General features: G+C 66.0%; 14 protein-coding genes. 12 read left to right on the top strand and 2 right to left on the bottom strand.

What is annotated here, in order from left to right:
- The first annotated feature begins 26 nt into the window (after nt 1-26).
- The 5 genes from flhB to AC3A6Y_RS27085 are packed head-to-tail and all read left to right on the top strand — an operon-like array spanning nt 27 to nt 7,419.
- Nucleotides 27-1,166, top strand: coding sequence for a flagellar biosynthesis protein FlhB (flhB, locus tag AC3A6Y_RS27105; protein WP_487871341.1), 1,140 nt, complete (start codon nt 27-29; stop codon nt 1,164-1,166).
- A complete protein-coding gene (flhA, locus tag AC3A6Y_RS27100) occupies nt 1,163-3,259 on the top strand; it encodes a flagellar biosynthesis protein FlhA (RefSeq protein WP_487871340.1) in 2,097 nt (698 codons plus the stop codon). The genes flhB and flhA overlap by 4 nt, the downstream gene beginning before the upstream one ends.
- Nucleotides 3,256-5,760 (top strand): flagellar biosynthesis GTPase FlhF, encoded by a 2,505-nt coding sequence (flhF, locus tag AC3A6Y_RS27095; RefSeq protein ID WP_487871339.1) that lies wholly within the window; start codon nt 3,256-3,258, stop codon nt 5,758-5,760. Before flhA ends, flhF begins: the two co-directional genes overlap by 4 nt.
- Before the next feature lie 55 nt (nt 5,761-5,815).
- A complete protein-coding gene (locus AC3A6Y_RS27090; RefSeq protein WP_487871338.1) occupies nt 5,816-6,652 on the top strand; it encodes a MinD/ParA family ATP-binding protein in 837 nt (278 codons plus the stop codon).
- Between the two features lie 29 nt (nt 6,653-6,681).
- Nucleotides 6,682-7,419, top strand: a complete 738-nt coding sequence (locus AC3A6Y_RS27085) for an RNA polymerase sigma factor FliA (protein ID WP_487871337.1) — start codon at nt 6,682-6,684, stop codon at nt 7,417-7,419.
- Between the two features lie 5 nt (nt 7,420-7,424).
- On the opposite strand, the gene AC3A6Y_RS27080 is transcribed toward AC3A6Y_RS27085, so the two are convergent.
- The gene (locus AC3A6Y_RS27080) at nt 7,425-7,604 is read right to left on the bottom strand and encodes a hypothetical protein (RefSeq protein WP_487871336.1); all 180 of its coding nucleotides are present in this window, start codon (nt 7,602-7,604) and stop codon (nt 7,425-7,427) included.
- Between the two features lie 154 nt (nt 7,605-7,758).
- On the opposite strand from AC3A6Y_RS27080, the gene AC3A6Y_RS27075 reads away from it, so the two are divergent.
- From AC3A6Y_RS27075 to AC3A6Y_RS27045, 7 genes are all read left to right on the top strand, one after another.
- Nucleotides 7,759-8,934, top strand: a complete 1,176-nt coding sequence (locus AC3A6Y_RS27075; RefSeq protein ID WP_487871335.1) for a DUF3182 family protein — start codon at nt 7,759-7,761, stop codon at nt 8,932-8,934.
- Nucleotides 8,934-9,734: an alpha/beta hydrolase family protein gene (locus AC3A6Y_RS27070; RefSeq protein ID WP_487871334.1), complete on the top strand. Its 801-nt coding sequence runs from the start codon at nt 8,934-8,936 to the stop codon at nt 9,732-9,734. Before AC3A6Y_RS27075 ends, AC3A6Y_RS27070 begins: the two co-directional genes overlap by 1 nt.
- Nucleotides 9,735-9,920: 186 nt before the next feature.
- Entirely contained in the window at nt 9,921-11,051 is a 1,131-nt protein-coding gene (locus AC3A6Y_RS27065) for a hypothetical protein (protein WP_487871333.1), read from the top strand.
- Nucleotides 11,052-11,275: 224 nt separating this feature from the next.
- Complete coding sequence (locus tag AC3A6Y_RS27060; RefSeq protein WP_487871332.1) at nt 11,276-11,719, top strand: FHA domain-containing protein; 444 nt, start codon at nt 11,276-11,278, stop codon at nt 11,717-11,719.
- A 143-nt stretch (nt 11,720-11,862) separates the two neighbouring features.
- Nucleotides 11,863-12,258, top strand: a complete 396-nt coding sequence (locus tag AC3A6Y_RS27055) for a hypothetical protein (protein WP_487871331.1) — start codon at nt 11,863-11,865, stop codon at nt 12,256-12,258.
- Complete coding sequence (locus tag AC3A6Y_RS27050; protein WP_487871330.1) at nt 12,236-13,297, top strand: hypothetical protein; 1,062 nt, start codon at nt 12,236-12,238, stop codon at nt 13,295-13,297. Before AC3A6Y_RS27055 ends, AC3A6Y_RS27050 begins: the two co-directional genes overlap by 23 nt.
- A gap of 145 nt (nt 13,298-13,442) precedes the next feature.
- Nucleotides 13,443-13,763: a hypothetical protein gene (locus AC3A6Y_RS27045; RefSeq protein ID WP_487871329.1), complete on the top strand. Its 321-nt coding sequence runs from the start codon at nt 13,443-13,445 to the stop codon at nt 13,761-13,763.
- 45 nt (nt 13,764-13,808) lie between these two features.
- On the opposite strand, the gene AC3A6Y_RS27040 is transcribed toward AC3A6Y_RS27045, so the two are convergent.
- Entirely contained in the window at nt 13,809-16,388 is a 2,580-nt protein-coding gene (locus AC3A6Y_RS27040) for a hypothetical protein (protein ID WP_487871328.1), read from the bottom strand.
- Between the last annotated feature and the right edge of the window lie 96 nt (nt 16,389-16,484).

The following is a 16,484-nucleotide window of genomic DNA, read 5'->3' as shown; positions in this document are numbered from 1 at the left end:
TTCGCCGATGCTCTCCCGGAGCATGAATGGCTGAAGAAAGCGATCTCGAAAAGACAGAACCCGCCTCGCCGCGGCGCCTGGAGAAGGCGCGCGAAGAAGGCAACGTGGCCCGTTCTCGCGAGCTGGTCACCTTCGTTCTGCTCGCGACCGCGGTCGCCGGCCTGTGGGCCATGGCCGGCCCGCTGGGCAGCCACTTCCGTGCAACGCTCGGCCATGGCCTGCGCTTCGAGCGCGCCGCCGCCTTCGACACCTCCTTCATGCTGACGCAGGCCGGCCTGCTGGCGATGCAGGCGCTGGTCGCGATGGCGCCGCTGATGGGCATGCTCGTGCTGGCCGCGCTGGTGGCGCCGCTGATGCTGGGCGGCTGGCTCTTCTCGACCCAGGCCATCGGCCCCAAGTTCGACAAGCTCGACCCCATCGCGGGCATCAAGCGCCTGTTCTCCACCCAGTCGCTGGCCGAGCTGTTCAAGGCGCTGGCCAAGTCGCTCTTGATCGGCGGCGTGGCGTGGGTGGTGATCATGGACGGCATGGACGAGGTCAACGCGCTGATGGCCCAGTCCGAGCGCGCCGCGCTGCCGCAGATGATCCTGCTGGTGGCGCGCAACTGCGCGCTCATCACCTCCGCGCTGCTGCTGATCGCCCTGGTGGACGTGCCCTGGCAGCTGTGGAGCTACTACCGCAAGCTGCGCATGTCGCGCGAAGACCTGCGCCAGGAGCACAAGGAGAGCGAGGGCGACCCGCACATCAAGGCGCAGATCCGCCGCCAGCAGCAGCAGATGGCCAGGCGCCGCATGATGTCCGAGGTGCCCAAGGCCGACATCGTGGTCACCAACCCCACGCACTTCGCGGTGGCCCTGAAGTACGTCGACAGCATGCGCGCGCCGCGCGTGGTGGCCAAGGGCACGGACGGCGTGGCCGAGCGCATTCGCGAGATCGCGAAGGAGAACAAGGTCGCGATCCTCGAGGCGCCGCCGCTCACGCGCTCGCTCTACAAGTACACCCGCCTGGGCGACGAGATTCCCGCCGGCCTCTACACCGCCGTGGCCGAGGTGCTGGCCTGGGTCTACCAGCTCAAGCGCTGGCAGGCCGAGGGCGGCGAGGCGCCGCGCACGCCGGGTGAGCTGCCCATTCCCCAGGACCTCGAATACAACCTGCAGGCCGCATGAACGCGATCGCCACCTTCCTGCGACTGCCGCCGCAGAGCCTCTCCGGCGGCAACATGAAGGGCCTGGCCGGCCCCATCCTCATCATCATGATCCTCTGCATGATGGTGCTGCCGCTGCCGCCCTTTCTGCTGGACCTGCTGTTCACCTTCAACATCGCGGTCTCGGTGATGGTGCTGCTGGTCAGCATGTACACCATGAAGGCGCTGGACTTCGCGGCCTTCCCGGCGGTGCTGCTGTTCTCCACGCTGCTGCGCCTGTCGCTGAACGTGGCCTCCACCCGCGTGGTGCTGATGCACGGCCACACCGGCCCCGACGCCGCCGGCAAGGTCATCGAGGCCTTCGGCCACTTCCTGGTGGGCGGCAACTTCGCGGTCGGCGTGATGGTCTTCATCATCCTGGTGCTGATCAACTTCATGGTCATCACCAAGGGCGCGGGCCGCATCGCCGAGGTCGGCGCGCGCTTCATGCTCGACGCCATGCCCGGCAAGCAGATGGCGATCGACGCCGACCTCAACGCCGGCCTCATCGGCGAGGACGTGGCGCGCAAGCGCCGCACCGAGGTGGCGCAAGAGGCCGACTTCTACGGCTCCATGGACGGCGCCAGCAAGTTCGTGCGCGGCGATGCCGTCGCCGGCCTGCTGATCATGGTGATCAACATCATCGGCGGCCTGGTGGTGGGCGTGGTGCAGCACGGGCTGGACTTCTCCACCGCCGGCAAGACGTACACGCTGCTGGCCATCGGCGACGGCCTGGTGGCGCAGATCCCGGCGCTGGTGATCTCGACCGCGGCCGGCGTGATCGTCTCGCGCGTGACCACCGACGAGGACGTGGGGCGCCAGCTCACGGGCCAGCTCTTCTCCAACCCTCAGGTGCTGTTCCTCACGGCCGCGATCATCGGCCTGATGGGCATGATCCCGGGCATGCCGAACCTGGCCTTCCTGCTGATCGCGGGCGGCCTGCTCTGGTTCGCCCGCCGGCTGCTGCTGCGCGCGCCGCAGCAGGCGGCCGAGAAGGCGGCCGCCGCCCAGGCCGCAGCCACCGCGCCGGTGCCCGAGGCGGCCGAGGCCACCTGGGACGACGTGGCCCTGGTCGACCCGCTGGGCATGGAAGTGGGCTACCGCCTGATCCCGCTGGTGGACCAGTCGCAGCAGGGCGAGCTGCTGGGCCGCATCAAGAGCATCCGCAAGAAGATCGCTCAGGAGCTGGGCTTCCTGGTGCCGGTGGTCCACATCCGCGACAACCTCGAGATCCAGCCCAACAGCTACATCATCAGCCTCAAGGGCGTGGCGATCGGGCGCGGCGAGGCCTACCCCAACCAATGGATGGCGATCAACCCCGGCCAGGTCACCGGCACGCTGCCCGGCACGCCCACGCAGGACCCGGCCTTCGGCCTGCCCGCGGTGTGGATCGACGCCAGCCAGCGCCAGCAGGCGCAGGCCCTGGGCTACACGGTGGTCGACGCCTGCACGGTGATGGCCACGCACCTCAACCACCTGATCCAGACCCACGCCGCCGAGCTGCTGGGCCGCCAGGAAGTGCAGCAGCTGCTCGACCAGGTCGGCAAGACGGCGCCGAAGCTCACCGAGGACCTCGTGCCCAAGGTGATCACGCTCAGCACGCTGCACAAGGTGTTGCAGAACCTGCTCGAGGAAGAGGTTCCGATCCGCGACATGCGCACCATCCTCGACGTCATGGCCGAGCAGGCGCCGACGGTGAAGGACGCGACCGAGCTGACCTCGCTCACCCGCCTGGCGCTGGGCCGCGCCATCGTGCAGCAGCTGTTCCCCGGCGACTCGGAGCTGCAGGTGCTCGGGCTCGACGCCACGCTCGACGGCCTGCTGCAGCAGGCCATGACCAGCAACAGCGGCATCGAGCCCGGCCTGGCCGACAACCTGCTCGCGCAGACCCAGGCCGCGATCGCGCGCCAGGAGCAGCTGGGCCTGGCGCCGGTGCTGGTCGTGCAGCACCCGCTGCGCGTGCTGCTCTCCCGGTTCCTGCGGCGCAGCCTGCCGCAGCTCAAGGTGCTCTCGCACGCCGAGATCCCTGATTCCCGCCACATCAAGATCACCGCCACCATCGGAGGAAGAGTTTGAACATCATCACGGACGTGCGCAGCGCCGCACGCAAGTTCGTCGCCGCCACCAGCCGCGAAGCCCTGCGGCTGGCCCGCGAAGCCCTGGGCGCGGAGGCGATGGTGCTGACCAACCGCGTGGTCGCCGAGGGCGTCGAGATCGTCGCCATGGCGCCGGAGGAGATGGAGCAGGTGGCGGAGCACGCGGCGCCCGCGGTTGCGATGTCCGCGCCCGCGCCTGCTGCTGCGATGCCTTTGCCGAGGCCCACCGCCGCGATGCCCGCGCCGATGCCGGTGCCCTCGATGCCGCCGATGCCCTTCATGCCCTCCGTGCCCGCGCGGCCGGCGGTGCCTGTCGCGCCCTTGCTGCAGCAGGCCTTGCCCGCCGCTGCGACCCCCATGAGCTTCGCGACCGCGGCCGAAGCGCCGGCGGCAGTCGCATCGCATCCCGACCCCGTGCTCAGCGAGCTTCACTCCATGCGCGGCATGATCGAGGAGCAGCTGGCCACCGTGGTCTGGAACGACCGCCAGCGCCGCGACCCCATGCGCGGGCGCCTGCTGCGCACGCTGCTGGGCGCCGGCTTCAGCGCCCGCCTCGCCAAGGCCATGCTGGAGCATCTGCCCGCCGGCCAGAGCTATGCCCAGGGCATGGCCTTCGTCCGCTCGGAGCTGATCCGCACCCTGCCGGTGATGGAGGACGAGGATGCGCTGCTGGCCGAGGGCGGCGTCTACGCCCTGATGGGCCCCACCGGCGTCGGCAAGACCACCACCACCGCCAAGCTCGCCGCGCGCTGCGTGATGCGCTTCGGCGCCGACAAGCTCGCGCTGGTAACCACCGACAGCTACCGGATCGGTGCCTACGAGCAGCTGCGCATCTACGGGCAGATCCTCAACGTGCCGGTCTACGCGGTGAAGGATGCGACCGACCTGCAGCTGGTGCTCAACGACCTGCGCAACAAGCACATGGTGCTGATCGACACCGTGGGCATGAGCCAGCGCGACCGCGCCGTGTCGGAGCAGATCGCCATGCTCGGCAGCAGCCCGCGGCCGGTGAAGCGGCTGCTGCTGCTCAATGCCGCCAGCCACGGCGACACCCTCAACGAAGTGGTGCATGCCTACCGCCACGGCGGCAGCGACAACGCGCTGGCCGGCTGCATCTTCACCAAGGTGGACGAGGCCACGCACCCGGGCGCGCTCATCGACACCGTGATCCGCCACCGGCTGCCGGTGCACTACGTCTCCAGCGGCCAGAAGGTGCCGGAGAACCTGGCGCCGGCCGATCGCGCCGCGCTGGTCGACAGCGTGTTACAGGCCAGGGCGCCGAGCGCGCTCTTCGTGCCCGGCGAGAGCGACCTGCAGGACCGGCCCGCTCCGGCCGAGGCTGCATCGCAAGTGGCCGAGGCGCAGGCCGAGACCGAGCGCCTGCGACTCAAGTACCGGCAACTGATCCATGCCATGGCCCACGACGCGCAGGAGGTGGCCTGGGCCGCCAGAGCGCTGGCGGACGCCGATCTGGGCTTCGACGCGGCGCGCGAGCTGTGGCGCATGGCGGCCGACGAGAACGTGCTGCACAAGTCCGTGCTGCAGTCCTTGAAGGCCCACGCCTGGAGCGAGATCGCCACCGGCTGCGATCGCCATGTGCTGGCACTCGGCGGGCAGCTCGGGCTCAAGTCGAACGAGGGCGGCGATGCCTATGCCTGCGAAAGCAGCCTGCTGCTCTCGGACCGCGACGGCCGGCCGCTGGCCGCGCCCAACCAGTGGCTCTCCACCGCCGGCGCGCGCACGGCCGGCGAGGCGGCGCGCAAGCCCGGCCAGCGCCCGCTGCAGTGGCTGGCGCAGCAGGACTTCGGCAAGCCGGTGGTGCATGTGCTGCCGCGCCTGCCCACCGTCGAATTCATGGGGGCCGTGCAGGCCCGCGGGCTGGGCTGGCTGGCGCGTGCGCCGGGCTCGACCGCCATCGTCGATGCCGGCACCGGCCGCGGCAGCACGCTGGCACGGCTGGCGCTGGACTTCGGCCAGCCGCATGGCGTGCGATTCAAGGGCAAGCCGGCGCTGCAGGCGCAGGCCCATGCCGTGGTGCAGCTGCGCGGCGAGCACGGGCTGCCGGCCCTGCGCTGCGTGGTGACGCGCGTGATGGAGCCGAAGAGCCTCAAGATCCTCGCGCAGGGCTACCTGCTGTCGAACCTCGGCGGCGAGGTCGATGCGGCGCAGCTCGCGCAATGGCAGGCCTGGGCCGCCGAGGCCGAACCCTGCTTCCGCCTGATCCGCCAGGGCCTGCAACTGGTGGGTGGCCTGGGCGAGCTGGGCGACCCGCAGATGATGAAGCGCGTGCTGATCGCCGGCCAGGCCAGCACCACCGTGTGGCGGCTGCTGAATGCCCAGGGCGAATGGGCGGGCCGCACGCGCGTGCTGCTGAGCCAGCTGACCGGGCGGCGCCTGCGCCCCGACCGCGCGCCTTCGGGCAATGTGCTCTACGAAGGCGTGGCCAAGCTGTTCCTGCTGCTGGAGGCGCTGGGCTCATGAGTGGGTGGACCGCTCCCGAGACCAAGATCGCAGCGCGCTGCGCGGAGCTCGCGCGGTGAGCAAACTGGTAGCAGATCAGGCCGACGGCCTGCGGCGCCTGCTGGCGCAGACGCGCACGCGCGTGCTGGCTTTCGCGAGCATGGGGCGTGGGCTGGGCGTCACCACCGCGGTGACGAACCTGAGTGCTGCCCTGGCGTACCAGGGCAGGGAAGTGCTGCTGCTGGACGAGCACGGCACCGGCGCCGGCACGGCATCGGCCGCCTGGGCCATCGATCCGATGGGCACGCTGGAGGACGTGGCCAAGCGCCGGCTCACCCTGCCCGGCGCCGCCGCGCGCACGCCCTGCGGCGTGCAGGTGCTGCCGGCCGTGCCGCGCACGCCGGCCGGCAGCCCCGACCCGCGCGCGCTGTGGGAAGGCGACGTGATCCTGATCGATGCCGCGCTCGATGGCGAGGGCCGGCTCTCCGCCCTGGCGCAATCGGCCGACGAACTGGTGCTGGTGATGCAGCCGCACGCGGCCTCGATCACCGCCACGTACGCAGGCATCAAGCGCTTGCACTACGCACATGCGCTGCGGCAGCTGCGCTTCCTGGTCAACGGCGTGGCCGAGCCCGGAGCGGCGCAGCAGGTCGCGCACAACCTGGCGCAGGCCGGCAGCCGCTACCTCGCGGTCTCGCTGCAGCCCGCCGGCTGGGTGCGGGCGGAGCCCCACATGGCCGACGCCGGGCGCCTGCGCCGCACCTTGGTGGAGGCCTATCCGGCCAGCCCCGCGGCGGCGGACTGCCGCCGCATCGCCGACGAAATGGGCCAGTGGCCCTGGCGTCCGGGCGCGAGCCTGGCGCCGCAAGCCGCGCCCGCGACGCAGGGCACGAACACCGCCGAAGCCTGTTGAGAGCACTTGGAGAAGGAAAAAGGACGACCGTGTACACCGCACAGGGAACCATTGAAAAGTCCCATCTGCTGAAGCAGCACCAGCCGATGGTTCGCCGCATGGCGCTGCAGATGCTGGCCAGGCTGCCCGCCAGCGTGGAGCTCGACGACCTGATCCAGGCCGGGATGATCGGCCTGCTGGACGCGTCGACACGCTACAAGGACAACCGCGGCGCGCAGTTCGAGACCTTTGCCAGCCAGCGCATCCGCGGCGCCATGCTCGACGAGCTGCGCGCCAACGACTGGGGCTCGCGCGGGCTGCGCCAGTCGGCGCGCAAGGTCGAGGGCGCGATCCAGACGCTGGAGCATCGTCTGGGCCGCGCGCCCACGGAGGGCGAGATCGCCAAGGAACTGAAGATGACGCTGGAGGCTTTCCAGGGCCTGCTGCAGGAGATCCAGGGCTGCCAGTTGCTTTACGTCGAGGACTTCTCGGCGGACGGCGAGGGCGACAACCCCTTCCTGGACCGCCATGCCAGCGAGGCACGCGGCGAACGCGGCGGCGACGAGGACCCGCTTGCGCAACTGCTGGAGAGCGGCTTCCGCCACCAGCTCGTGGATGCCATCGGCGAGTTGCCGGAGCGCGACCGGCTGCTGCTCAATCTCTACTACGAGGAGGAGCTCAACCTGCGCGAGATCGGCGCGATCCTGGAGGTCAGCCAGTCGCGCGTGTGCCAGCTGCACAGCCAGGCCATCAGCCGGCTGCGGGCGAAGCTGAAGGACCTGCTCTGAGGTCTTCAGTGGCCGCCGGACGCCGGCCCCCGGCGCGCTTGCGACTGGTTGCCGGCGCCGACCTGGGTTTCGCGGTCGCTGCGGCTCTCCGGCGTGCGCTTCGGTTCGTTGCGCTGGGTGGCGGGCTGGTGACCGGCCTTGTTGTGCTCGGTCTGGCCTTTCCGGTCGTTCTGCGAATTCGACATGCGGACTCTCCTTGGGGGTGAACGGACAAGTGTTCATGTAGCGCCCGGCGGAGAGCCCTTTCACCGTACCGGCGCCCACTCGGCATGTAGGAAAACGCCGCCAGCAGGGCCCCAAAGTTTGATTTACCCTGCGCGATCACCCAGCATATCGGCCATGGACACATCCATCTTCAGCGCGCTGCCCGGTGGAGCCCAGACGCTCGCCGGTGACGGAGCCGTGCTCGCCGAGCCCGGCCTCCACGGAACCGTGGTCGCGCTGACGGCGGACCACCATGCCTACGCCAGCGAGCACGAGCGCGCGACCCGCACTCAGCTCGCCTGGCGGCTGGCCCGGCTCAAGAAGTCGCGTTTCGAGGGCGAGTACGACCGCGCGCGCAGCTACGTCGCGCCGGTGTACTTCGTGCCCAGCGACACGCTGGTCGGCGACGCGCTGCCCAGCGCGCTCGGCATCGCGAGCCATCACGCGCTGTTCGGCGGGGTGGTGCCCCATCCCTTCGTGCTGACCAAGGCGCTGGTGCATCCGCTGGTCGATCCGGCCGCCGCAGCGCCCGTGGGATGGAGCCACGGCTTCGCCGGCCAGGTCGCCCATGCGGTGCTGCAGGGCTTCTCGGTCTTCGCCGCCGAAGATGCGAGGCGCGCCGGCCTGCGCCTGCTGGAGCAGGGCGCAGTGCGCGTCAAGCCGGTGCGGGCCACCGGCGGTCGCGGCCAGCAAGTGGTGCGCGACCGGCAAGCGCTGGAGGAACGCCTCGCGGCCATGGACGCGGCGGAGATCGCCGAGCACGGACTGGTGCTGGAGGAGAACCTCGAGCAGCCCGTGACCTACAGCGTGGGCCAGGTGCACGTGGGCCAGGCCGTCGCCAGCTATTACGGCTGGCAGCGCCTGACCACCGACAACCAGGGCCACAAGGTCTATGGAGGCTCGGACCTCACCGTGGCGCGCGGCGGTTTCGATGCGCTGCTCGCGCTGAGCTTCCCCGAGGAGATTCGCCTGGCGGTGGAGCAGGCGCGCAGCCTGCATCGTGCGGTCGTCGCCTCGTTCCCGGGCTTCTTCGCCTCGCGCATCAACTACGACGTGGCGCAGGGCGTCAGCAGCGCCGGGCGCTGGTGCTCCGGCGTGCTGGAGCAGTCGTGGCGCGTGGGCGGCGCGAGCGGCGCCGAGATTGCGGCGCTCGAAGTCTTCGAGGAGCAGCCCGAGCGTCAGGCAGTCAACGCCTCCTGCTTCGAGGTTTACGGCGACGGCGTGGTGCCGCCGCCCAATGCGTGCGTGTACTTCAGCGGCGTGGATGCCAGCATCGGCCCGATCACGAAGTACACCGTGGTCGAGCCCTGATGCCCACCCGACATGCCCTCATCGACATCCCCGTCGACGGCGTGCACATCGCCGGCACGCTGGTCGCAGCCTCGACCATGGTGCCCGGCGTGTTGCTGGTGCATGGCTGGGACGGCAGCCAGCAGCAGGACATCGCGCTGGCCCACGAGCTCGCCGCCCTGGGCTGCATCTGCCTGACCTTCGACCTGCGCGGCCATGCCCGCCATGTGGCGCAGCGCGAGGCCGTCACGCGCGAGGACAACCTGCGCGACGTGCTGGCCGCCTACGACACGCTGGTGGGCCATCCGGCGGTGGACCCCGCTGCCGTCGCCGTCATCGGCAGCAGCTACGGCGGCTACCTCGCGGCGGTGCTGACCTCGCTGCGTCCGGTGCGATGGCTGGGCCTGCGCGTGCCCGCCATCTACCGCGACGAGAACTGGGAAAGCCCCAAGCGCCGGCTCAACGGCGATGACCTCGCGCTGTACCGCCAGACCGCCATCGAGCCCGAGAAGAACCGGGCGCTGGCCGCCTGCGAGGACTTCTTCGGCGACGTGCTGATCGTCGAATCGGAAAACGATGTCATCGTGCCGCACCCGGTGATCGAGAACTACCTGGCCGCCTTCAAGTTCGCGCGCTCCTTGAGCCACCGCGTGATGGAGGGCGTCGACCATGCAATGTCCAAGAAGGCCTGGCGCCAAGCCTACGTGCAGATCGTGGTGGCCTGGATGACCGAGATGCGCCTGGCCGCCAAGGCCGAGGAGAAGGCGCGGCCGAAGCAGCAGGCGCAGCGCTACGAGGCCTGGCCCAGCGCGAATGTTTGAGCGACTGAGCGCCATGCGCGAGGCGGGGCCCTGCGAGCGCGGGCAGCTCTCGTTGTCGGGGATGGAACCGCGAGGCGGCACGCGTTACCTATGGGAACAACAAGCTCAGAGCTGACTGCCGCCTCGCAGGTGCCGCAGCATGACCCAAGGTCTGTGCTTCTTCTTGACGGACCGAGGACTCGATATATGAACAGCAACAGCCGCGTTCATCAGTACCCACTGTTGATCTCCAATCCGGACGGCACTCAGATCCCTCGACCTGGCGAGGTGCAGATTCATCACTGCGGCGATGGAACAACTTCTACCCATCTCCACCCAGTCCCTCTGCCCAACGTCCAGGAGGTCGTGTCGGTGGGTCAGCACTTCCCCAGGTTCCTGCCCGTCCTGTCATGCAGCAACGTGCCTTCGCGTCCCTGGATCGCTTCGAATCCAAAGCAACTGCATGTCGCCTACCAGCCCGCCCCGCTTATTCCCCCGGATTCCGATCTCGATCCCGAAGAAGAGAACGAGGTCGTTTCATACGAGCGCAGAGACTTCGAAACGTTTGAACTCGAGCCCGAGCGAAGCTTTCAGTCATTCTTGGGAAGATGGGCGTCGGGGCCGGATACCTATGACTTGAGCCCGGCACCTTTCCAACGGTCCTATCCGTTCGCCGGGAACATGTCCCCCACTGAAATGACCGGCTTGCACTGCGCCACGATGAAATCGCTCCGGTCGGTGGAGACATCTCGCGGGGGGTTCCCATGGCCGCAACCGCAACCGCAACCGCCACAGGTTCGGGTCTTTGAAACGGAAGAGATCCGGCTGAAGCTGCTTGCATCGCAAAAACCGCGGAAACCTAACGCCGAAGCATCAGCTCCCGATCTGGCCATGCCGCCAGAGTCCCAGCCACGACGCCGCGGAAACTTGATCAGTTTCAGTCAGGATGAAATCGTGAAAGCATTGAAAGAGCTGAAACTGGATTCGCGCAAGAAAACGGTGGCCCGCCTGCAAAGCTTCGACGACCTGAGCGACGGCGTTGAGTACGTCAAATGCCTAAGCACGAATTCTTGTCAGAGCCTGTTGACAGAAGCGCGGAAGTGCCAGACCACCAACCCGGAAGCATCGCAAGTGCTAGCTCTGCTGTTTTTGATCTCCCTCCGCTGGCCTCCCGACCCGGATGAGTTTCTGGACCTTCTTCCTGATGCATGGCCACCTGCGATGGAGCAGTGGCGGCTGCCCTGCTTGGAAAATTGGAACATGGTGCGCCGAAGCCAGATCACGCCGAAAAGAGACGAGGTTTTCTTGCAGTTGAGAGATCGCTATCGCTATCGCTAGTAGTCGAAGCCGTCGTGGCTTGGGGCCGAGGGAAAGGCTTGGCCGGAGCAGCAGGCGCAGCACTACGAGGTCTGGCTCGGCGCGAATGCTTGAGCGATCGAGCGCGATGCGCGAGGCGGCGAGAAGCGCGGAATATTTAGTACGCCTGTTTGCTGCGCGCCCTTCAGGAATGGCGGAACTGAGCCGAAAAGCACTCAGAGCCAATCAAACCGCGAGCACGCAACATGTCCAGACTCATCATCCTCGCCCGGCACGGCAGCGTCAGGCAAGTCAATATCCAGGGCGCCATCACCCTCATCGGCCGCGACCTCGAGTGCGACGTGCAGATCGACAGCCTGGGCGTGAGCCGGCGCCATGCCACCATCCAATGGACGGGCGACCGCTTCGTGCTGAACGACCTGGAGAGCTTCAACGGCACCTTCGTCAACGGCGAGCGCATCTGGGAGCATCCGCTGAAGAACGGGGATGCGATGGCCATGGGCGAATGCCAACTGCGCTTTCTCTACAGCTCGAAAGCGCTGCCCAGCGAGGACGCGCTGCGCCTGGTCACGCGGGTCGACGATCTGCACGACTTCCACGCGCGGCGCGAGCGCAGCGACTGGGCCGCCTTCTTCCGGCGCAGCACGACGGCAAGCAGCCGCGACGCAGCGGTGGCGCGCTACCGTTGATGCCGGGCCTTGCAGGAGTGCGGGCAATCCCTGAGTGGCGAGGCGGAACTGCGAGTCGGCAAGGGTTACTGACAAACAACAACCCAGAGGACGACGGCCGCCTTGCGGAGTCGTTGCACCCCTTCATGTCCGCTATCGAATCCTTGCTGGGCCCCGATCCTGGGGCTCGCGCGGGCCAGCCGGCCCGCACCGTCCGCACGCTGCTCGTCGGCACGGATGTCCTGATCCATCTTCAGGAAGATGAAAGCCGCGAGGAGATCACGCTCTACAGCGTCCCGGGATTGATGCAGGAAGTCGCCTGGCTGGCCGAGCGCACCGACGCGTGGGCGCATGTGCTGCCCCATCATGCGCACGCGCAAGCCGTGTGCGCGCTCATCGTGAATCCGGGTACGCGCGAGGTCTTCCTGTCCGAGATCTGGCCGCGTGCGGCGCTCGATCAAGTCACGTTCGGCCACGAGCTGAATGCCCATGCGCAGCGGCATCGCCTGTGGCAACGCATGCTGCGGGTGACGCAGGATGATGGCGTTCTTCTTGATTGATGGGGGCGCCATGCGTTTGACGAGCAGCACCCAAGACCCGGCCTTGCCGACCGTCGGTACTCAACGCCAGAGAAACGAGGCCGTGCACTTGGGTTGGGACGGGCCCCCCTCTGTCCATGCGCATGCCTATCCGGTCGCTATTCCCAATCTGCCCAGTATTCAGGAACTGGTGAGTCAGGACCCTGGATTCCCAACGGGCCTGGCCCCGACCGGCCATCCGCTGCAGCCACAGGCACAGTGCGAGCCACTCATTCGACCGGACTCGGCGCCCCCTTCCCCCGAAGAGTGCGATCCCCATTCTTATGGGTCCGGGGACATCAACGCATACGAGCCCGAGGACCTCGACACATACGAGCCCCACGCCGACCCCCGTGCGCAGGGCGAGGTCGAGCTTCCGCCTGCGAAGCGGTCTCGTCCATTTGCCGGCGGGTTGTCGCCGGCGGATCTGGCCGACTTGCATCGCTTCACGACGCAGTATCCGCCGCAGGTCCGGGTCTTCGATCTGGACAAGATTCGTTCGCAGTTCGTCGCGTCGCAGAACAGGCGGCAAGTCCAGCGCAATGCCGAAAGCTCGATAGAGGCGGTGCCTCCAGGCCCTCCGAATGTCATGCTCGTGTTGCAGACGAAGAAGTCTTTCGTGCAGATGGTGAAATACGTCAAGACCTGGGGACTTGAGCAAAGTCGCCTTCTGCTGGTGGCATCCCGCGAATGGAAGGAAAGAAACCCGCCCGCTTCACAGTTGATGGCTTTGCTGTTTCTATTCACCCTTCACAGCCCTCCTTGGGAGTTCGCAATCGAGTTTCCACACCTGCTTCCTGCCACCTGGCCGCCCGCGCTGGAGCCGTTGCGGCAGGACTGCCTGACGAGCTGGCGCCTGATCGTGCGAACAGACGGGGCCAACGATGCAACGATGAGAAGGAGCATCCGTTCAATGTTGAAAATGCGCTATTCCAAACCTGCGCCGCCACAGGGGCTGTTCGCCGGCATGAGCCCGACGGACGTGATCGCCGTGCTTCACTCCGCGATGCTGCAGTTGTAGCTGGGAGGTCGCTTCGGTATGGCGGAACTGTCGCTGCCGTGCGGCAAGCTTGTCACGGAACCGGGGGCCTCTGCCGGGATAATGGAGGTATGTTCTTACCGAGATCCCGCCTCGCCTTTCAGGCGAAGGCGTCGCCCGACTTCCGATGAGCCAGGAACCCTGTCGTATCGTCCTCGGTGAACGTTGGACCGCCTTCGCCCAGGAAAGAGAGGGCATGCACATGCTGGGGACCGTCCAGCGGGGCATGCAGATCGGCGCGCTCGCGAGGCTGGCGGACGGCAGCTATGCCCAGGTCAACGGCGATGTGATCGAGGTCATCAACAAGAGCCGCGTGGAGTTCGCCCTGCGCGCGGCGACGGGGACGCGGCCCGGCGAGCCGATCGTGAATTTGCGCCGCGCGCCGGCGTCGGCGGTGCCGGTCGTGATCAAGAAGCGCCGGCGGATCGTGCTGCCGCCTGAGGCTTAGATCCGCATCGGCATTGCCGAGCAGTTCGCGGAGTCGCGAGTCGAGTCATTCGGACCAGTCGTCCGGCCCCGGGAGCGGGGACATCCTGATGACCGAGTCGTCGCTGTCTTGATCATCTTCACTGGATATGCTTGACCCGCTAAGGGCCTGATAGATGGCTTGGACCCCTAACTCGGAGACGCTTGATCCGCTGAGGTCGTAGCGGATGTGCTGCGCGGACCAGATGTTTGGGCCCCTCGGCGTGTTGACGTCTTCAATCGCTTCAGGGGCGTCTTCTTGAAGAGGTGGAAGGGTGCCCCGGGCTCCAGGCCCTTGGACCGGCCGCGACCGCGACAGGCCTTCGTTGTGCATCATGTACAGCATCGGGTAGACCATCATGACCAGCATGGCGACGATCATGTTCACGAGCACGGTCTGAGTGAAGGGGTCCATGCCTTCGAGCAGCGAACTTATCAGGATCAATCCGGCCAAAATAAACCCGAAGACCATCAGACGTGCGGCATCGGTGACCAACATCTTTCTGCCGAATTGTTGGAAGAAATTGTTGGCTGCGCTTGTGGCTATTGAGAGAACGCCGACTTTGAAGCACAGAGGCGCGCTGTCTCTTGACCTTTGCTGTTCACTCGCTTGGGAAAACATGCCCAGGAGTTCGGTGGGAATGACCTGACCCGCTTTCTGCCCGATCGAATCCATAACCGCTTGCTCAACCGGCGTGAGCGGAAGGGGAAGGTAGGCTCTCACGAACTCATACACGTACAGCTCTTTCTTGAGAGCCTGGCGAATCTCCCGAGGGAGGTGCGCGTGCAGCTGTCGGCACGTTTTCATGATCTTCTTATCGAAAGAAGTGAAATCGGGTACGCGCACGTCAGACCATAGAGAGGACATCGGAGGCAAGCGTGCAGGCTTCAACTGGATGGTGTCGTCGAATTCGTATTGAAGATACCTCAAATTCTCAATTTCTATGTGATTGAGTTTCTGGCTTTTTTGCTTTTCGAGCAATTTGAGCCATCTGTCCCGTTGCACCCCAACGTCTTTTTCGAGAGCTCGGAGAATTCTTGCGTGCTTTTCGTCCAACTTATCTGAAATCAACCTGACTCGTTCCAGGTCTCGACTTTTCTTGTACACACCCAGTTGAAATTCGAGTTCTCGCAAGGACTGCATTTCTTCGGCCGTGAGGGTCCTTGGATCTCGTGCCCAGAATGCCTTGAGAGTCGGCCTTTTTTTGAACTCTTCTTCAATATCTTCCAGGTATCGCGCATGCACGGCGTCGAGTCGGCCAGGCAAGCCCTTCAGCCGTTCGATCTCTCTTCGGTACAATTGAGAATTCTTCTCGTCGATCAAACTCCGGCGACCTTCGGCATTCACACCCAGCAGTACTTTCGCAAAATTCGTCAGTTCGAGGATGTATTGCTTGTGAGCGGCCTCGTCTGCAATGTTGAGCTTCGCCCTCGCGAAATATTCCTTTCTTTCCAGATAGCGCATGATGGATGCGACGACCACGTCATCCAGGAATTCCAATATTCCATTCACCGCCGCATGCACGAGCGAATCCTGAATGTTGAACTGGGTGACGCTGCCAGCGCCCGATCGGGGCGCAAGTACCGCCATCGCTATACCGCCGCCCCATTGCAGTCCGGCATAGAAGACTCCTGATACAAGCAAGCCTTCCAGTCGAAGCGATGTGGTGTTGTCGCTGAGAGGAGCGATGAAATTAAGACAATCGCGAATGATGGCATAGGGCGCGAACGACAACATCGACGTGGCCAATGCGTTCAGCGAGCCCATCGCGTAGCAGGCGAGCACCGCGCCGAGTTGCATGAGGGCCAGCAATGTGCGCGAAACGATGCTGGGGACATTGGCTTCGTGTCGATGCACAGAAATCGCACCGCCGAGCAAGTTCAGGGCAGGCCCCAAGATGATCGCCAAAATCCCTGCAGCGTAGGGGATGACGTTTTTGCCGTCCGATGCAATGAACCCGCTCACAGAGAAGGCGACCGCGTCGCGCACGAAAGTGCTTATCGTGACGACGACCCAGGTGCGCAGGCCAACATTGAATAGGTTGGCCGCCCATCGGCCAGCGTCGCTTTCGAATTCGTTGTTGAAGACCTTGCAGAGAAACTCGATCAGCGCGATTCGGCGCTGCTGCTGGGCTTCGGGGGAATTTCCCGGATGGTCTGCCGCGGCTTCCTGCAGGCGGATTGCAACGCAAACGATCTCCTCCGACAGCGCCAGCGTTTCGAGGTCGAGCCCGTCGTCGCGCACGATCCCTTCTGCGCATTTGGTAAGTTGGTCCGCGCGCCACCTCTCGTCGGGGGACATGCCTTGCTGCATGTCCTTCTTCATGCCTTGGACGGCGAGACCCAAGTTCTTCGTCCAAAGCTTGCTGAAGGATTTCAGCTGGTGCCGATTGACCCGAATGGGGGGCTGCCTATCGAGCTGAGCTTGGAATTGCTGCTGGGTCTCGTGGATTTTGAGTGGCGGCACCTTGGATGCGGCGCGCTCCTCTTTGAATTCCGCTTGCTCTATCTCGATCCTTGTTTCGTCCGGTTCCTTCGGCTTCTCCGGCGTTGTGGTCGTGTACGACGACGACGAGTAATCGGAATTGGAACTGCTGACAGCGCGCATAAGGCGGCTTCCTTCCTGGGGGTACTTGGAAGGGCCGTGTGTAACAGCGACTTACAAACGGGTCAAACTTTGTCGCAAATTGTCGCCTCTACCTGC

The organism is Variovorax sp. Soil_C_17 (genome assembly GCF_057657265.1).
The sequence above is the reverse complement of the archived record's forward strand: the minus strand, read 5'-3'. Positions and strand labels throughout refer to the sequence as shown.